Source organism: Pseudarthrobacter cellobiosi, from assembly GCF_023913755.1.
GTDB classification, from domain to species: domain Bacteria; phylum Actinomycetota; class Actinomycetes; order Actinomycetales; family Micrococcaceae; genus Arthrobacter; species Arthrobacter cellobiosi.
On sequence record NZ_JAMXBJ010000036.1, the window covers coordinates 1 to 17,203 of the forward strand.

Consider the following 17,203-nt stretch of genomic DNA (forward strand, 5'->3'; position numbering starts at 1 on the left):
GGCTCTCGGTTTCGAGGTGGAGGTCGCCGACCTGTCGATGGGGCTGCCCGACGGCGTCATCAACGGGATTGTCCTGCAGCAGCCGGGCGTGTCCGGCCGGGTCTTCAACCACGCCGACGTGATCGCGGCTGCCAAGGAGCGCGGCGCCCTCGTCACGGTCGCCGCCGACCTGCTGGCGCTGACGCTGATCACCCCTCCCGGGGAGCAGGGCGCGGACATCGCCGTCGGCTCCACCCAGCGATTTGGGGTGCCGCTGTTCTTCGGCGGCCCGCACGCGGCCTACATGGCGGTGGCGAAGGGCCTGGAGCGGTCCATGCCGGGCCGCCTCGTCGGCGTGTCCAAGGACGACGGCGGGACCCCCGCGTACCGTCTGGCGCTGCAGACCCGTGAGCAGCACATCCGCCGTGAGAAGGCCACGTCCAACATCTGCACCGCGCAGGCACTGCTGGCCATCGTCTCCTCGTTTTACGCCGTCTACCACGGCCCCGACGGACTCAAGGCCATCGCCGAGCAGGTCCACCACAACGCCCGCACCCTGGCAACTACGCTGAAGGTCGCCGGCCGCGAACTGGTCACCGAGACCTTCTTCGACACCGTCACGGTCCGCGTCCCGGGCAAGGCCGCCAAGGTCATCGCCGCCGCCGAAGCGCGCGGCATCAACCTGCGCCACATCGATGAGGACACCATCGGCGTCTCCGCTGATGAAACCACGACGACGGATGTCCTCTCCGCCATCGCCGTCGCCTTCGGTGCCGGCCCGGTAGTGGACGCGAAGGGCTTTGAACTTCCCGAATCGGTGCTCCGCACCTCCGAGTACCTGCAGCACCCGGTCTTCAACACGCACCGTTCCGAGACCCAGCTGCTGCGTTACATCCGCAGGCTGAGCGACCGGGACCTGGCGCTGGACCGGACCATGATCCCGCTGGGTTCGTGCACCATGAAGCTGAACGCCACGGCAGAGATGGAAGCCATTTCCTGGCCGGAGTTCGCCTCGATCCACCCGTTCGCCCCGGATTCCCAGACCGTGGGCTGGCGCGAACTGATCAGCGGGCTGGAGAATGACCTCGCGGAAATCACCGGTTACGACCAGGTGTCCCTCCAGCCGAACGCCGGTTCCCAGGGCGAGCTCGCCGGCCTGCTGGCGATCCGCGGCTACCACCTGTCCCGCGGCGATGACCAGCGCACCGTCTGCCTGATCCCGGCTTCGGCGCACGGCACCAACGCCGCCTCGGCTGTCCTGGCCGGCATGAAGGTCGTTGTGGTGGCCACCGCTGCGGACGGCAGCATCGACCACGCTGACCTGAATGCCAAGATCGAGGCGAACAAGGACGTCCTCTCGGCGATCATGATCACCTACCCCTCAACCCACGGTGTCTATGACGCCGACGTCACCGAAATCTGCGACGCCGTGCACGCTGCCGGCGGCCAGGTCTACGTCGACGGCGCCAACCTCAACGCCCTCGTCGGTCTCGCGCAGCCGGGCAAGTTCGGCGGCGACGTCTCGCACCTGAACCTGCACAAGACCTTCTGCATCCCGCACGGCGGCGGCGGCCCCGGCGTTGGCCCGGTCGCAGCCAAGGCCCACCTGGCCCCGTTTATGCCGGGTGATGCGAACAAGGCGGCGCACGAAGCCGGCCACGGCGTGGCCATCAGTGCATCCAACTTCGGGTCCGCCGGCGTCCTGCCGATCTCCTGGGCGTATGTGAAGCTCATGGGCGCAGAAGGCCTGACCGAGGCGACCAAGTCGGCGCTGCTCGCGGCGAACTACGTTGCGGCCCGCCTGAACGAGTTCTTCCCGGTCCTCTACACGGGCGAAGGCGGTCTCGTGGCGCACGAGTGCATCCTTGACCTGCGTGACCTGTCGGCCAGGACCGGCGTCACCGCGGAGGATGTGGCCAAGCGCCTGATCGACTACGGTTTCCACGCCCCCACCCTGGCTTTCCCGGTTGCGGGCACGCTGATGGTGGAGCCCACCGAGTCCGAGGACCTGGTGGAGATCGACCGGTTCATCGACGCGATGATCACCATCCGGAAGGAAATCGACCAGGTGGCCAACGGCGACTTCAGCGTGGAGAACAGCCCGCTGCGCCACGCACCCCACACCGCGTCCGCCGTCGTATCTTCCGACTGGACCCGTCAGTACCCGCGTGAGCAGGCCGCCTTCCCGGTTCACCACCTCAAGCAGGACAAGTACTTCCCGCCCGTCGGCCGCATCGACGGCGCCGGCGGAGACCGCAACCTGATCTGCTCCTGCCCGCCCATCGAAGAATTCGCGAACTAGTTTCGTGTGAAAGGCTTTCACAATGACTGAGAACTACACCGCTCTCTACGAAGAGCACAAGAAACTCGGCGCTTCCTTCACCGATTTCGGTGGCTGGCAGATGCCCCTGAAGTACAGCTCCGAGCTGGCCGAGCACCACGCGGTGCGCAATGCTGCCGGCCTGTTCGACCTCTCCCACATGGGCGAAGTCTGGGTCTCCGGCCTGGAAGCCGGCGCGTTCCTGGACTACGCACTCGTGGGCAAGCTCTCCGCCATCGCGGACGGCAAGGCCAAGTACTCGCTCATCTGCAACGCCGACGGCGGCATCATCGATGACCTCATCGTGTACCGCTTCGGCGACGAGAAGTACCTCGTGGTCCCCAACGCGGGCAACGCCCCCACCGTCGCCGTCGCCCTGGCCGAACGCGCCGCGGCTTTCAATGTAAAGGTGGAGGACGCCTCCGCAATCACCTCGCTGATCGCGGTCCAGGGTCCCAAGGCCGAGGCCATCCTGCTCAAGCTGACCGCTGAGGCCCAGCACGCACTGGTCACCGACCTGAAGTACTACGCGTTCAACGAGCTCACCGTGGCCGGCCACAACGTCATCCTGGCCCGCACCGGTTACACCGGCGAGGACGGCTTCGAGCTCTTTGTAGCGAACGACGGCGCCGCCTCCCTGTGGGCGTCCGTCGCCGAAGCGGGGGCCGAGTTCGGCATTGTCCCGTGCGGCCTCGCCTCACGCGATTCGCTCCGCCTCGAAGCGGGCATGCCGCTGTACGGCAACGAGCTTTCCCTCGAAGGGTCACCGTTCGACGCCGGCCTGGGTGGCGTTGTGGCGCTCAAGAGCAAGGAAGGCGACTTCGTGGGCCGCTCCGCCCTGGAAGCTGCCAAGGAAGCCGGATCAAAGCGTAAGCTGGTTGGCTTGAAGGGACTGGGCCGTCGCGCCGGCCGCGGGCACTATCCGGTGCTCAAGGATGGCGCCGTGGTTGGCGAAGTCACCTCCGGCCAGCCCAGCCCCACCCTCGGCTACCCGGTGGCGATGGCCTATGTCGACGTCGAGCACGCCGAGATTGGCACCGCCCTGGACATCGATCTGCGCGGCAAGGCAGAGCCTTTCGAGGTTGTCGCCCTGCCGTTCTACAAGCGCCAGAAATAGCCCAACGCTCTCTCACTTGATGCGGTGTTTGGGCCAACGCTCTCTCACTTGTTGCACTCCAAACTTAAGGAAACACACATGGCTAAGGTTGCCGCTGAACTGAAGTACTCCGCCGAGCACGAGTGGATCTCCACTGATGGCTCTGGGCCGTCCGTTGTTGGCGTGTCCGCTGTTGCCGCTGAGGCGCTGGGCGACATCGTCTACGTGGACCTGCCGGAGGTTGGCTCCACTGTGACCGCGGGGGAGACCTGTGGCGAGATCGAGTCCACCAAGTCCGTTTCTGACCTGTACTCACCGGTGACGGGCGAGGTCACAGAGATCAACGACGACGCCGTCGGCGATCCTGCACTGATCAACTCTGATCCGTACGGTGCCGGCTGGCTGTTCAAGGTCACCGTTGAGTCCGAGGGCCCGCTGCTGTCCGCCCAGGAATACGCGGAAGTAAACGGTGGCGAACTGTGAGCGCCGCTGCAGCAGGAACCGCCGTCTTTGAACAGGTAGTCTCCGCGAGCCTGGACACCGACCTGTCGGTGCTGGACCCGGAGATCGCCGTCAAGATCGACGACGAACTGGGCCGCCAGCGTAACGGCCTGGAAATGATCGCGTCCGAGAACCACACCGCCGTTGCCGTGATGCAGGCGCAGGGCTCGGTCCTGACCAACAAGTACGCCGAGGGCTACCCGGGCAAGCGCTACTACGGTGGCTGCGAGCACGTGGACGTCATCGAGCAGCTGGCCATCGACCGGGTCAAGGCCCTGTTCGGCGCCGAGTTCGCCAACGTGCAGCCGCACTCCGGTGCCCAGGCGAACGCCTCGGTCATGCACGCGCTGATCAAGCCGGGCGATACCATCATGGGCCTGAACCTGGCCCACGGCGGCCACCTGACCCACGGCATGAAGATCAACTTCTCCGGCAAGCTCTATAACGTGGTCCCTTACCAGGTCCGCGAAGACACCCATACCATTGACATGGCCGAGGTGGAGCGCCTGGCGCTGGAGCACAAGCCGCAGCTGATCGTCGCCGGCTGGTCGGCCTACGCCCGCCAGCTGGACTTCGCAGAATTCCGCCGGATCGCTGATCTGGTGGGTGCCTTCCTGATGGTGGACATGGCGCACTTCGCCGGTCTGGTGGCAGCCGGCCTGCACCCGAGCCCTGTGCCGCACGCCCACGTCACCACGTCCACCACGCACAAGACCCTCGCCGGTCCGCGCGGCGGCATCATCCTCTCCAACGACGCCGCGATCGCCAAGAAGATCAACTCGGCTGTCTTCCCCGGACAGCAGGGCGGCCCGCTGGAGCACGTCATCGCCGGCAAGGCCGTGGCCTTCAAGATCGCAGCCACGCCGGAGTTCAAGGAACGCCAGGAGCGCGTCCTCGCCGGCGCCAGCATCCTGGCCGACCGCCTGGTCCAGCCGGACGTCACCGCCAAGGGCATCAACGTGATCTCCGGCGGCACCGACGTCCACCTGGTCCTCGTTGACCTGCGCAACTGCGAGCTGGACGGCCAGCAGGCCGAGGACCGCCTCGCCGCGATTGACATCACCGTCAACCGCAACGCCGTGCCGTTCGACCCGCGCCCTCCGATGGTCACCTCCGGCCTCCGGATCGGCACCCCCGCGCTGGCCACCCGTGGTTTCGGCGAGGCAGCCTTCCATGAAGTTGCGGACATCATCGCCGAGGCATTGATTGCCGACGCCGACGCGGACCTTTCGGGCCTGCGTCACCGGGTCGAGGCTCTCGCCGCTGCCCACCCGCTGTACCCGTCTGTCGCCAACCTCGCGTAGTGGCGCCGGTCCGGCGAGCCGGAGTTTTCACGCGTGCTGCTCCTTCGTCGCTTTGACGCACGCTTTCGAAAACCCCGGCCCGCCGGCCCTGTGGGGGAGCCCGGGCGTGCGACAGAATGCACAGGATGCCCGGCTCGATCATTAGTAAATTACTTAGTTAGGAAACGCACATGGCCGTTGGAGTCTTTGATTTGTTCTCCGTCGGGATCGGGCCGTCGAGCTCTCACACTGTGGGGCCGATGCGCGCTGCCGCAGTGTTTGCCGAGGAGCTCGCGGGCTCCGGCAGCCTGGACAAGGTGGCGGGGCTGCGGGTGGACCTGTACGGGTCGCTGGCGGCAACGGGCCACGGCCACGGCACCATGACGGCCATCCTGCTGGGCCTGGAGGGTTTCCACCCCGAAAAGATCCTGCCGGCCGAGGTGGAGGAGCGGCTCGCCGCCATCGCCGAAACCGGCACCCTCCAGCTCGCCGGTTCCGTGCCCCTGCCCTACGGCGTCAAGGACATGGTCCTGCGCCCGCTGACCGTACTTCCGCGGCACACCAACGGCATGACCTTCACCGTCACTGACGAGGCAGGCGAAACTCTGCACAAGGCCACGTTCTTCTCCGTGGGCGGCGGTTTCATTGTCCGCGAAGGCGAAGAGGACGCGGCGCTGAAGGAACTCGACGAGTCCAAGAAGGAGCTGCCGCTGCCGTTCCGCACCGCCGCGGAGCTGCTGGGCCGGTGCCAGTCCAAGGGCCTGTCCATCGGCGAGGTGATGTTCGTCAATGAGCTGGCCTCCCGGTCGGAGGCGGAGATCCGCGAAGGCCTGCTGCACATCTACTCCGTCATGGAGGAGTGTGTGGCAACCAGCCTCAAGCGCGAGGGGCTGCTGCCCGGCGGACTGAAGGTCCGCCGTCGTGCTCCCGACTGGCATGAGCGGCTGGAGAAGGAGGACAAGGACCGGGACGCGAAGTACTGGCAGGAATGGGTGAACCTCATCGCCCTGGCAGTGAACGAGGAGAACGCGTCCGGCGGCCGGGTGGTCACAGCACCCACCAACGGCGCTGCGGGCATCATCCCGGCAGTCCTGTACTACGCACTGCATTTCGCACCCGGCATGGACAAAGCCACGCAGGAAGACCGCGACGACGTCGTCGTCAAGTTCCTGCTCACGGCCGGTGCCATCGGGGTGCTGTACAAGGAACAGGCGTCCATTTCGGGTGCCGAGGTGGGCTGCCAGGGCGAGGTGGGATCGGCGTCGTCCATGGCGGCCGGTGCCCTCGCCGAGGTCATGGGCGGGACACCCCAGCAGGTGGAAAACGCCGCGGAGATCGCGATGGAACACAACCTCGGCCTGACGTGCGATCCGATCGGCGGGCTGGTCCAGGTGCCGTGCATCGAGCGCAACGCGATCGCGGCGGCGAAGGCCATCAACGCCGCGAAGATGGCCCTGTGGGGGGACGGTACGCACCGGGTGTCCCTGGATGAGGTGATCGTGACCATGCGCGAGACCGGCAGGGACATGAGCTCCAAGTACAAGGAAACAGCCATGGGCGGACTCGCCGTCAACGTAGTGGAATGCTAAGGGAAGAGAACTGATGACACTGGCACCAGAAGGCCGGAAGCTGCTGCGCGTTGAGCAGCGCAACTCTGCAGTACCTGTGGAGCGGAAGCCGGAGTGGATCAAGGCGAAGGTCCAGATGGGTCCGGAGTATGTCCAGCTCAAGAACCTGGTCAAGAAGGAAGGCCTGCACACGGTGTGTGAGGAGGCCGGCTGCCCGAACATTTTTGAGTGCTGGGAAGACAAGGAAGCCACGTTCCTGATCGGCGGCTCCGAGTGCACCCGGCGCTGTGATTTCTGCCAGATCGACACGGGCAAGCCCTCCCCGGTGGACATGTTTGAGCCCACTAAGGTGGCCCGCTCGGTCCAGGCCATGCAGCTGCGCTACGCCACCGTGACCGGGGTGGCCCGGGATGACCTGGCCGATGAGGGTGTGTGGCTGTATGCCGAGACGGTCCGGAAGATCCACGAGCTGAACCCGGGCACCGGCGTGGAGCTGCTGATCCCTGACTTCTCCGGCAAACCCGAACACATCGCGGCGATCTGCGATTCCAAGCCGGAGGTCTTCGCACACAACGTCGAGACCGTGCCCCGGATTTTCAAGCGCATCCGGCCCGCGTTCCGGTATGACCGGTCCCTGGATGTCATCACCCAGGGCCGGAAGCTGGGCATGGTGACCAAGTCCAACCTGATCCTGGGCATGGGCGAGACCCGCGAGGAGATCTCCGAGGCGCTGCGGGACCTGCACGAGGCTGGCTGTGACCTGATCACCATTACCCAGTACCTGCGCCCGTCCGAGCGGCACCTGCCGGTGGACCGCTGGGTCAAGCCGCAGGAGTTCGTGGACCTCCAGGACGAGGCCAACGAAATCGGTTTCCTCGGGGTCATGTCCGGGCCGCTGGTCCGTTCCTCCTACCGGGCCGGCCGGCTCTGGGCCACCGCGATGCGCAAGAAGGGCTGGGAAATCCCCGCCGAACTCGCCCACATCGAGTCCTCCGGCAGCACCCGCCAGGAAGCCAGCTCACTGCTGGCAGCCCACGCCAGCTGACCGCCCGATATCAGGAAAGGACCGAAGATGTTCCCTACAAGGATCGAAATCATCCCCTCAACCGGGATCGTTGAGCAGGTCCAGGCCCTGGTTCCGCTGACCACCACGCTGACCATGACGTGCCTGCCGCACCACGGCATCGAGCGGACCATGCGTACCTCGGTGGAGCTGAGCACTCTCGGCTACACCGTCATCCCGCACTTGGCCGCGCGCAGCATCCATGACCGGGCCGAGCTGACCCGGATCATGCGGGACTGCGACGGCGCCGGCATCGGCGAAGTGTTTGTGATCGGCGGCGACCGGAAGCAGCCCGCCGGACCGTACGAGTCAGCGCTCCCGCTGCTGGAGGACATCGCCCAGTACACCGGCGGCCGGATGCGCGCCGGCGTGGCAGGCTACCCGGAAGGCCACCCCACGGTGGCCGCCCTGGACCTGCTCGATGCCCTGCAGGACAAGCAGCACCTGGCCACGCACGTGGTCACCCAGATGTGCTTCGACGCCCCCAAAATCCTCGACTACGCGGCGCTCCTGCGCCGTGAAGGCGTGGACCTGCCCGTCTGGGTGGGCGTGGCGGGGTCCGTTCCGCGGACCAAGCTGCTGGCACTCGCCACGCAGATCGGCGTCGGAAGTTCCCTGAAGTTCCTCAGCAGCAAGGGAACGCTGGCGCGCAAGCTGCTCAGCGGCGACCGCTACTCACCCCACACCCTGGTGGCCGGGCTCGAAAGCCAGCCCGGCATCGCAGGGATCCATCTTTACAGCTTCAACAACCTCGATGCGGTCCCCAACGAAGTGGGCCCCGCATCTTCCACAACGGCACTCCAGCCAGCATTGATTCGAGGAGCAGCACGTGAGTACTAAAACCGTCACCACCCCGGGCAACACACCCCATCTTGAGCGGCAGCTCAGCAACAGGCACATCCAGCTGATCGCCATTGGCGGCGCCATCGGCACAGGCCTGTTCATGGGCTCAGGCAAAACCATCTCGGCCGCCGGCCCGTCCGTCATTTTCGTCTACATGATCATCGGCTTCATGCTGTTCTTCGTCATGCGGGCCATGGGCGAACTGCTGCTGTCCAACCTGAACTACAAGTCCTTCAGCGACTTCGCCGCTGACCTGCTGGGCCCGTGGGCCGGCTTCTTCACCGGCTGGACCTACTGGTTCTGCTGGGTGATCACCGGCATCGCGGATGTCATCGCCATCGCCGCCTACTCGGAGGAACTCTGGCCGGGGGTGCCATTGTGGATTCCGGGCATCGCCACCGTGATCATCCTTCTGGTTCTGAACCTCGCAACGGTGCGGGCGTTCGGTGAGACCGAGTTCTGGTTCGCGCTGATCAAGATCATCGCTATCGCGGCGCTGATCATTGTTGGCCTGTTTATGATTTTCAGCGGTTTCCAATCCGATGCCGGCCCGGCCACCTTCACCAACCTGTGGAGCCACGGCGGCATGTTCCCGAACGAATTCATGGGCTTTGTAGCCGGCTTCCAGATCGCCGTCTTCGCCTTTGTGGGTATTGAACTGGTAGGCACCACCGCCGCTGAGGCCAAGGACCCGGAGAAGAACCTGCCCAAGGCCATCAACTCCATCCCCATCCGCGTGCTGCTCTTCTACGTAGGCGCCCTCATCATCCTGATGTCCGTCACGCCGTGGACCCAGTTCCAGGCCGGCCACAGCCCGTTCATCGCCATGTTCTCCCTGGCGGGCCTCGGCGCCGCGGCCACTGTGGTGAACCTGGTGGTGCTCAGTTCGGCCATGTCCTCGGCCAACTCCGGCATCTACTCCACCTCCCGCATGGTGTACGGCCTGGCCCAGGAGGGCGACGCCCCCGCCGTGTTCAGCAACCTGTCCCGCCGCAAGGTCCCGCAGAACGCACTGTTCCTCTCCTGCATCCTGCTGCTCTCCGGCATCATCCTGATGTACGCCGGCAAGGACATCGGCAAGGCGTTCGACATGGTCACCACGGTCTCCGCCGTCTGCTTCGTCTTCGTCTGGTCCATCATCCTGGCCAGCTACCTGAAGTTCCGTTCACGCCGGCCGCACCTGCACGACGCGTCCAAGTACAAGATGCCCGGCGGCATCCCCATGGTCTGGGTGGTCTTCGCGTTCTTCGCCTTCGTCCTGTGGGCACTGACCACGCAGCCGGACACGCTTGTGGCGCTCCTGGTCACCCCCATTTGGTTCATCATCCTCGGCGTCGCCTGGTTCATCCTGCGCAAGCGCCCGGCCCACCTGGCCCGCTACGCGGAGTTCCAGAAGGACCTCGCCGGCGAGAAGGTCGTGGCCGACGAGAAGGCCCTGGCCGACGCGAAGGCTTCGCGGGAGAACTAAGTGGCAACCGAACATGTTCTGACCGTCAACTGCGCGGAGTCCCCGGGGATCGTCCACGCGATCACCGGGTACCTGCTGGATCACGACTGCGACATCATCGACACCAAGCACTTCGGTGACCGCCAGGCTCAGCAGTTCTTTATGCGGGTGCATTTCGCAGCCGGCAACAAGTCCTTCAGCACCGAGGACCTGCGCGGGGATTTCGAGCCGCTGGCGGCTGAGTGGGCCATGAACTGGCAGCTGGAGCCGCACGGCCGCAAGCGCCGTGTGCTGGTGATGGTGTCCAAGTTCGGGCACTGCCTCAACGACCTGCTGTTCCGGGCCCGCACGGGCGATCTTCCGGTGGAAATCGTGGCAGTGGTCTCCAACCACACGGACCACGAGGACCTGGTCAAGTGGCACGGCATCCCGTTCTTCCACCTCCCGGTCACCAAGGAGACCAAGCCGGCGCAGGAAGAGCGCCTGCTGGAGCTCGTGGATGAGTTCGAGGTGGAACTGGTGGTCCTGGCCCGCTACATGCAGGTCCTCAGCGATGAGCTGTCGGCCCAGCTGACGGGCCGGACCATCAACATCCACCACTCGTTCCTGCCGAGTTTCAAGGGCGCCAAGCCGTACCACCAGGCCTATGACCGCGGGGTGAAAACCGTGGGCGCCACGGCGCACTACGTCAACGCGGAGTTGGATGAGGGACCGATCATCGCCCAGCAGGTCATCGACGTGGACCACACGTACACGGCCGATGACCTGGTGCGCGTGGGCCGCGACGCTGAGTGCAAGGCGCTGAGCAACGCGGTGCGGTGGCACTGTGAAGGCCGGGTGATGCTCGACGGCGGGCGCACGGTCGTTCTGCGCTGACTGTCCTCCTCGTCCCCAACTGGGTAGCGCTAACTGTCGATTTGAACCTTCAGAACGACAGTTAGCGCTACTTACATTCGGGGGAGTGGGGTGGGGGCGCGCCACCGTGTGTGGCGCCCATTAATGCTCGACGGCGGGGCGCTGCCTCAGGCGCGCTGCTGGAAGTGTGTGGGCGGAACCCCGCCCGGGAGCGTGCGCAGCATCCCTTCGGCGACGTCGCGGATGGTCAGGTTCCGTTGGCTCGATGCGAGCGTAAGGATCTGGAATGCCGCCTCGTAGGAGCACCGGTTCTGGCCCATGAGCACGCCGCAGGCGATGTTGACCGCGGTGCGGCTGGCCATGGCTGCGCGGAGATCCGCGGATTGGGCCAGGCCAGCCCGGACCTGCAGTGCCAGGACCAGGCTCCTGGCCGCCACCTCGGAGAACGCCAGCGCCTGGCTGGCGACAACCGGGGTGAACATGTTCGTTTCCGCCGAATACACCGTCAGTGCGGCCCGGTAGCCGCGTTCCAGCGGCAACGGCAAGGCGACAGCGGACCGGAAGCCGGCTGCCCTGAGAACGGCCTGGTACCCATCCCAGCGCTTGTCCAAGGAGTGATCGTTGAGAATGATGGTAAGGCGGCCGCCAAGTGCCCGTGAGGTGGGACCCCGTCCGGCGAGCTGGTCCCACCGGGAAAGGTCGCCGGCGGCGTCGGTGGTTGCCGCTGTGAAGGGCGTCCCGTCCGGCCGCACGATGGTCACAGTGCCCTCCACCTCGGAGCCGGCAATGTCGCTCACGGCGGGAGCCGCGATCTGGGCAAGGGCGCACGCCGATGCCGCTTCCGAGTGTCCGCGGATATCCAGCAGGACCCCCGAGACGCGCCAGTCCACCTGTTGATCGATCATCATGCCCCAGTCCCCCATGTGTCGGTACGCCCTTATCCTAAGAGCCCCTGCCGGGGTGGCACACGAGTAGTGAGTACTCGCTTTTTGCAGGCCCGCTGAAGATTTGGTTTTCTTACGTTTCGTACGTTCTTATACTTCTATACAAAACAGGTACTAGACTGTGACTATGGAAACTGAACCCAGCTCCGTCACTGTCGGAGCTCTGCGTGAGCATCTGCCCGACGTCGTCAATAGGGCGAACTACGGGCATGAGAGAGTCCAGATCACCCGCCACGGTAAGCCTGTGGCTTTTCTCATCGGCGTCGAGGACTTCGCACGCCTGGAGGAGCTCGAAGACGCAGTGGATCTCGCCGAATTCCGGGCCGCCAAAGCCGGAGACGATGGCCGTCGAGTGAGCCTGACTGAACTTCAGGCCGAACTCTAAACGTGGCCGGCTACGCGGTCGAATTCACCGCCGGAGCAGCCAAGGAAATCCGCAAACTGGAGACTGGTACGCGCAAGCGAATCCTGGCGTCTGTCGCGGGGCTGGCAAATGATCCCCGACCAGCTGGATGCAAGAAGCTCGCTGGCGAAGAGACGGCCTGGCGGGTCCGCATTGCTGACTACCGCGTTCTCTACGAAATCCATGACGACGTTCTGACCGTCCTCGTTGTGCGGGTCGCGCACCGACGCGAGGTCTACAAGAGGTGACGTCTGCCTGGCTGACGCGGACAACACTGACCAAGCCTTACATGTCGAAGTAGGTGGTTGATCCCTCGCCCGAGACTTTCCGGACGATCTCGTCGGCCACGTCCCGGAGCTTCTGGTTCCGGTGGCTGGAGACCTTCATCAGGATGGACATCGCCTCTGCCTGGCTGCAGCGGTTCTGGGCCATGATGATGCCGCCGGCAAGGTTGATGGCGGTGCGGCTCATCATCGCCGCGCTCAGATCATCTGCGGCGTTCTCGGCGGTTCCCACCCTGACGGCGAGGCGGACGGCACTGCCGGCGACGGCGGCGAAACTGGCTGCCTCACTGATGGTTTCCTCGGTGAATACGCCAGTGGCCGGCGCGAAGAAGTTCAGGACGGCGGCCGCGTTTTCACCGATTTCGAGGGGGACGCCGAGGACGCTGTGGATGCCCTCCTCAATCAGGCGTTCCTGATAGGTCGGCCAGCGCGGGTCAGTGCGGACGTCGGCCAGCAGGACGGGGGTCCCCGCCCGCAACGCTGCGATGCAGGGCCCTTCGCCCACAGCCTGTTCAATGCGGTCCAGGTGGATGGCGCGCTCAGTGCTCCCGCCCACCGTTGTGGTTTTCCTGGCGCGCTTGAGGGTGACCCCGCACTCCACCGTTGCGCCAGCCGAGCGGCTCAGTGCGGCGGCGGCGATGATGGAGAACCCGCCCAGGAAGTCAGCCACCGATCCTGTGCCGATAATCAGGTCCTGCAGCTCGAGGATCAGCTCTTGTTCGGGCGAATTGGTCATGCCCAAATCTAGGCCGAACGGCGGGCGCTCACAAGCTAGCCGGCCGCCTGCGGGGCCGCCACTTTGATGATCTCCAGGGCGTCAGGATCCAGCAGCTTCCGCGTGCCGGTCCTCGCGTCCCGGATCCAGATCAGTTCCAGGGAATGTACGACGTCGGTCACCCGGCCTTTGTGGAAAAGCTTGCCGTTGTGCCACGCCTCGATGTGGTCGCCGGGTTGGATTCTTACCGTCTGCACCTTGTCAGTGATCATGCTGTGCCCCCTGCTGGTTGTCCCCGTCTGCCCAGCATGCCCCGACCAGGTTGCCGCAGTGTTTCTGCCGGGTAAAAGCCCGGTGTTTCGTCCCCACCCGCCCCCTTACCTCGCAAGCTCGGCCAGGGAACCCGGCGGGCGTGGGCCCAGCTCAACCACCGGATAGTGCAGAATTCCTTCATGACCAATGACGAGATTCGGCCTGTCTACTTCCTTTCGGACAGCACGGGCATCACCGCGGAAACGCTCGGCAACACCCTGTTGACGCAGTTCCCCGCGAACAACTTTGACCGCATCACGGTCCCGTTCATTACCACCGTCGAACAGGCCAGAACCGTGGTGGGCACCATCGACAAACTGGTCGCCACCGGTCCGCAGCCCATCGTTTTTTCCACCGCCGTCGGCGGCGACATCAGGCAGGCCATTGCAAAGTGCCGGGGGATCATCGTGGATCTCATCGGGACGCATGTGGGTCAGCTGGAGCGGGCCCTCGGCGCGCAGGCCAGCGGTGAACCGGGCAGGGCCCACGGCCTGGGCAACGCGGAACGGTACCAATCCCGGATGGCCGCCGTCGAGTATGCCATGGAGCACGACGACGGCCAGAGCCTGCGGGCGCTGGAAAAGGCGCAGGTCATCCTGGTGGCGCCGTCCCGCTGCGGAAAAACTCCCACGACCATGTACTTGGCGCTCCAGCACGGCATCTTCGCCGCGAACTTTCCGCTGGTGGACGAGGACTTTCAGCGCGAAGGGCTGCCCAAGCCGCTGCGGCCTTTTGTGGAGAAGTGTTTCGGGCTGTCCTCCAACCCCCTGCGGCTGAGCCAGATCCGCACCGAACGGCGCCGCGGCTCGCCCTATGCGTCGCTGCGGCAGTGCGGCTTCGAGCTGCGCAGCGCCGAGCAGTTGTACGTCTCGCACCGGATTCCGTACCTTAATTCGGCCACGGTGTCAGTTGAGGAAATGGCCGCCACCATCCTGCAGCGCATGAACCTGAAACATTAGAGAAAATTTTCACAATCCCTGTGTGGCGCACATCATGTTGGAAAGGTGCTCCGGACCTGTCACTGTAGACAGGATTCGCGCCCACCAACCGGCCACAGCCGCGCGCGGGGCGGCGCCCCCGCATGCCATCATCTGCAAAGGAGCAGCAATTATGACAACAGACATCCTGTGGTTCTCAGAACTCGGACTCAAGGACCTTGACCGGGTAGGCGGCAAAAACGCCTCCCTCGGGGAGATGGTGCAGAACCTGACGTCCGCCGGCGTGCAGGTTCCGGACGGCTTCGCGACCACGGCGGACGCCTACCGCAGCTTCCTGGCTGACTCCGGCCTGGACCAGAAGATCGTGGACCGGCTGGTCGGCCTGGACACCGACGACGTGACGGCCCTCGCCGCGGCCGGCCAGGAAATCCGGACCCTCATGCGTGAGACGCCGTTCCTGCCGGACTTCGAGGCGCAGATCCGGGACTCCTACCAGCAGCTGGTGGACAAGCACGGGGGCTCCGAGGACCTGTCCTGGGCCGTCCGTTCCAGCGCGACGGCGGAAGACCTCCCGGACGCCTCCTTCGCCGGGCAGCAGGAAACCTTCCTGAACGTCCGCGGCATCGAGAACATCCTGCTCGCCATCAAGGATGTGTTCGCGTCCCTCTACAACGACCGCGCCATCGCCTACCGCGTGCACCACAAGTTCGAACACGCCGAGGTGGCACTCTCCGCCGGCATCCAGCGGATGGTGCGCTCCGACGTCGGGGCCTCCGGCGTGATGTTCACCATGGACACCGAGTCCGGGTTCCAGGACGCCGTGTTCGTCACGTCCTCCTACGGCCTGGGCGAGGCCGTGGTCCAGGGCGCCGTGAACCCCGATGAGTTCTACGTCTATAAACCCGCACTGCAGGCCGGCCGCCCCGCCATCCTCAAGCGCGGACTGGGCGAGAAGGCCCTCCAGATGACTTACACGAACAGCCAGGAGATCGGCCGGACCATCGACTTCGTGCCGGTGGAGGCCTCCTTGCGGAACCGCTTCAGCCTCAGCGACGCCGACGTCGAGCAGCTCGCCCGGCACGCCGTCGCCATCGAGAACCATTACGGCCGCCCCATGGACATCGAATGGGGCAAGGACGGGACCGACGGCGGCCTGTACATCCTGCAGGCACGCCCGGAGACGGTGCAGTCCCGCCGGGCCGCGGGCAGCCTCAGCCGTTTCCGCCTCAACGGGACCGGCCGGACGCTGGTGGAGGGCCGTGCCATCGGCCAGCGCATCGGTGCCGGCAGCGTCCGCATCCTCACCGCGATCGACCAGATGGCCGCCTTCAAGACCGGCGATGTCCTGGTCGCGGACATGACCGACCCGGACTGGGAACCGATCATGAAGCGTGCCTCCGCCATCGTCACCAACCGCGGCGGACGCACGTGCCACGCGGCCATCATCGCCCGCGAACTGGGGATCCCCGCCGTCGTCGGGACCGGAAGTGCCACGGACGCCCTCTCCGACGGCCTCGAGGTGACCGTCTCCTGCGCCGACGGCGAGACCGGCACCATTTACGAAGGGCTCCTGGACTTCAGCGTCGAGGAAACCGCCATCACCGAGCTGCCCGAGGCCCCGGTCAAGGTCATGATGAACGTGGGTACCCCGGAGCAGGCGTTCACCTTCGCGCAGCTGCCCAACCACGGCGTGGGCCTGGCCCGGCTGGAATTCATCATCAACCGTCAGATCGGCATCCACCCCAAGGCACTCCTGAATCTGGACAGCCAGCCGGCGGACGTGGCCGCGGAAATCCGGGAACGGATTGCCGCTTACGACAGCCCGCGCGAGTACTACATCAAGCGCCTGGCCGAAGGCGTGTCCACCATCGCGGCGGCGTTCGCGCCGGAGCCGGTGATTGTGCGCATGTCCGACTTCAAGTCCAACGAGTACGCCAACCTCATTGGCGGACCGGCCTACGAGCCGCACGAAGAGAACCCGATGCTCGGCTTCCGCGGTGCCTCACGGTACCTGGAGCCGTCCTTCCGGGACTGCTTCGACCTCGAGTGCGAGGCCCTGTCGTTTGTCCGTAACGAGATGGGCCTGACCAACGTCAAGCTCATGATCCCGTTCGTCCGGACCATGGACGAGGCCCGCGGCGTGATCGAGCTGCTGGCGGAGAACGGTCTGGTCCGTGGTGAGAACGGCCTCGAGGTGATCATGATGTGTGAGATCCCCTCCAACGCGCTGCTGGCGGACGACTTCCTGGACTACTTCGACGGCTTCTCCATCGGCTCCAATGACATGACCCAGCTGGCCCTGGGCCTTGACCGGGATTCGGCGATTGTCTCGGGTGGCTTCGATGAACGCGATCCTGCCGTCAAGAAGCTCCTGAGCATGGCCATCAAGGCCTGCAAGGCGCGCGGCAAGTATGTCGGCATCTGCGGCCAGGGTCCCAGCGACCACGCGGACTTCGCCGAGTGGCTGGTCCAGGAAGGCATCGATTCCGTCTCCCTGAACCCCGACACCGTGGTGGACACCTGGCTCCGGCTCGCCGGCGCCACCGGCGCCACCGCCGCCACAGCCGCGAACTAAACGCACGACGTCGGCACCCAGGTTGGGTGCCGACGTCGTCCGTTAACGTCCGGCCGGGCGCTGCGCATATTCCTTGG

The 17,203-nt window shown here is 65.4% G+C and carries 16 protein-coding genes; 13 read left to right on the forward strand and 3 right to left on the reverse strand.

Annotated elements, in window-relative coordinates; all coding sequences use genetic code 11:
- From gcvP to purU, 9 genes are all read left to right on the forward strand, one after another.
- Window positions 1-2,281, forward strand: a 2,281-nt coding sequence (gene gcvP / locus NG696_RS05540) for an aminomethyl-transferring glycine dehydrogenase (RefSeq protein WP_252574588.1), incomplete at its 5' end; no start/stop codon positions are given.
- A 22-nt stretch (window positions 2,282-2,303) separates the two neighbouring features.
- Entirely contained in the window at window positions 2,304-3,416 is a 1,113-nt protein-coding gene (gene gcvT / locus NG696_RS05545) for a glycine cleavage system aminomethyltransferase GcvT (protein WP_252570124.1), read from the forward strand.
- A 78-nt stretch (window positions 3,417-3,494) separates the two neighbouring features.
- Window positions 3,495-3,878 (forward strand): glycine cleavage system protein GcvH, encoded by a 384-nt coding sequence (gene gcvH, locus NG696_RS05550; RefSeq protein ID WP_252570121.1) that lies wholly within the window; start codon window positions 3,495-3,497, stop codon window positions 3,876-3,878.
- Window positions 3,875-5,200: a serine hydroxymethyltransferase gene (glyA, locus tag NG696_RS05555; protein ID WP_308291946.1), complete on the forward strand. Its 1,326-nt coding sequence runs from the start codon at window positions 3,875-3,877 to the stop codon at window positions 5,198-5,200. Before gcvH ends, glyA begins: the two co-directional genes overlap by 4 nt.
- Before the next feature lie 170 nt (window positions 5,201-5,370).
- Window positions 5,371-6,768, forward strand: coding sequence for an L-serine ammonia-lyase (locus NG696_RS05560; protein WP_252574590.1), 1,398 nt, complete (start codon window positions 5,371-5,373; stop codon window positions 6,766-6,768).
- Window positions 6,769-6,781: 13 nt separating this feature from the next.
- Entirely contained in the window at window positions 6,782-7,792 is a 1,011-nt protein-coding gene (lipA, locus tag NG696_RS05565; RefSeq protein ID WP_252574592.1) for a lipoyl synthase, read from the forward strand.
- Window positions 7,793-7,819: 27 nt separating this feature from the next.
- Window positions 7,820-8,650, forward strand: coding sequence for a methylenetetrahydrofolate reductase (locus tag NG696_RS05570; RefSeq protein ID WP_252574594.1), 831 nt, complete (start codon window positions 7,820-7,822; stop codon window positions 8,648-8,650).
- The gene (gene cycA, locus NG696_RS05575; RefSeq protein ID WP_252570113.1) at window positions 8,640-10,121 is read left to right on the forward strand and encodes a D-serine/D-alanine/glycine transporter; all 1,482 of its coding nucleotides are present in this window, start codon (window positions 8,640-8,642) and stop codon (window positions 10,119-10,121) included. Before NG696_RS05570 ends, cycA begins: the two co-directional genes overlap by 11 nt.
- The gene (gene purU, locus NG696_RS05580; RefSeq protein ID WP_252570111.1) at window positions 10,122-10,976 is read left to right on the forward strand and encodes a formyltetrahydrofolate deformylase; all 855 of its coding nucleotides are present in this window, start codon (window positions 10,122-10,124) and stop codon (window positions 10,974-10,976) included.
- 146 nt (window positions 10,977-11,122) lie between these two features.
- On the opposite strand, the gene NG696_RS05585 is transcribed toward purU, so the two are convergent.
- Window positions 11,123-11,863, reverse strand: a complete 741-nt coding sequence (locus NG696_RS05585; protein ID WP_252574596.1) for a GAF and ANTAR domain-containing protein — start codon at window positions 11,861-11,863, stop codon at window positions 11,123-11,125.
- Between the two features lie 163 nt (window positions 11,864-12,026).
- On the opposite strand from NG696_RS05585, the gene NG696_RS05590 reads away from it, so the two are divergent.
- Both NG696_RS05590 and NG696_RS05595 read left to right on the forward strand, forming a co-directional pair.
- Window positions 12,027-12,284 carry a type II toxin-antitoxin system Phd/YefM family antitoxin gene (locus NG696_RS05590; protein ID WP_252570106.1) on the forward strand — a complete coding sequence of 86 codons (258 nt, stop codon included), beginning with the start codon at window positions 12,027-12,029 and terminating at the stop codon, window positions 12,282-12,284.
- A 2-nt stretch (window positions 12,285-12,286) separates the two neighbouring features.
- Window positions 12,287-12,550 carry a type II toxin-antitoxin system RelE family toxin gene (locus NG696_RS05595; protein ID WP_252574598.1) on the forward strand — a complete coding sequence of 88 codons (264 nt, stop codon included), beginning with the start codon at window positions 12,287-12,289 and terminating at the stop codon, window positions 12,548-12,550.
- Window positions 12,551-12,587: 37 nt separating this feature from the next.
- Here NG696_RS05595 and NG696_RS05600 read toward each other — a convergent pair whose 3' ends face one another.
- Window positions 12,588-13,322 (reverse strand): GAF and ANTAR domain-containing protein, encoded by a 735-nt coding sequence (locus NG696_RS05600; RefSeq protein WP_252570100.1) that lies wholly within the window; start codon window positions 13,320-13,322, stop codon window positions 12,588-12,590.
- Between the two features lie 35 nt (window positions 13,323-13,357).
- Window positions 13,358-13,573: a hypothetical protein gene (locus NG696_RS05605; protein WP_252574600.1), complete on the reverse strand. Its 216-nt coding sequence runs from the start codon at window positions 13,571-13,573 to the stop codon at window positions 13,358-13,360.
- A gap of 180 nt (window positions 13,574-13,753) precedes the next feature.
- Between NG696_RS05605 and NG696_RS05610 the strand changes: the two genes are divergently transcribed.
- Together NG696_RS05610 and ppsA are read left to right on the forward strand one after the other, a co-directional pair.
- Window positions 13,754-14,572 (forward strand): pyruvate, water dikinase regulatory protein, encoded by an 819-nt coding sequence (locus NG696_RS05610; RefSeq protein WP_252570095.1) that lies wholly within the window; start codon window positions 13,754-13,756, stop codon window positions 14,570-14,572.
- A 151-nt stretch (window positions 14,573-14,723) separates the two neighbouring features.
- A complete protein-coding gene (ppsA, locus tag NG696_RS05615; RefSeq protein ID WP_252574603.1) occupies window positions 14,724-17,126 on the forward strand; it encodes a phosphoenolpyruvate synthase in 2,403 nt (800 codons plus the stop codon).
- Window positions 17,127-17,203 lie beyond the last annotated feature (77 nt).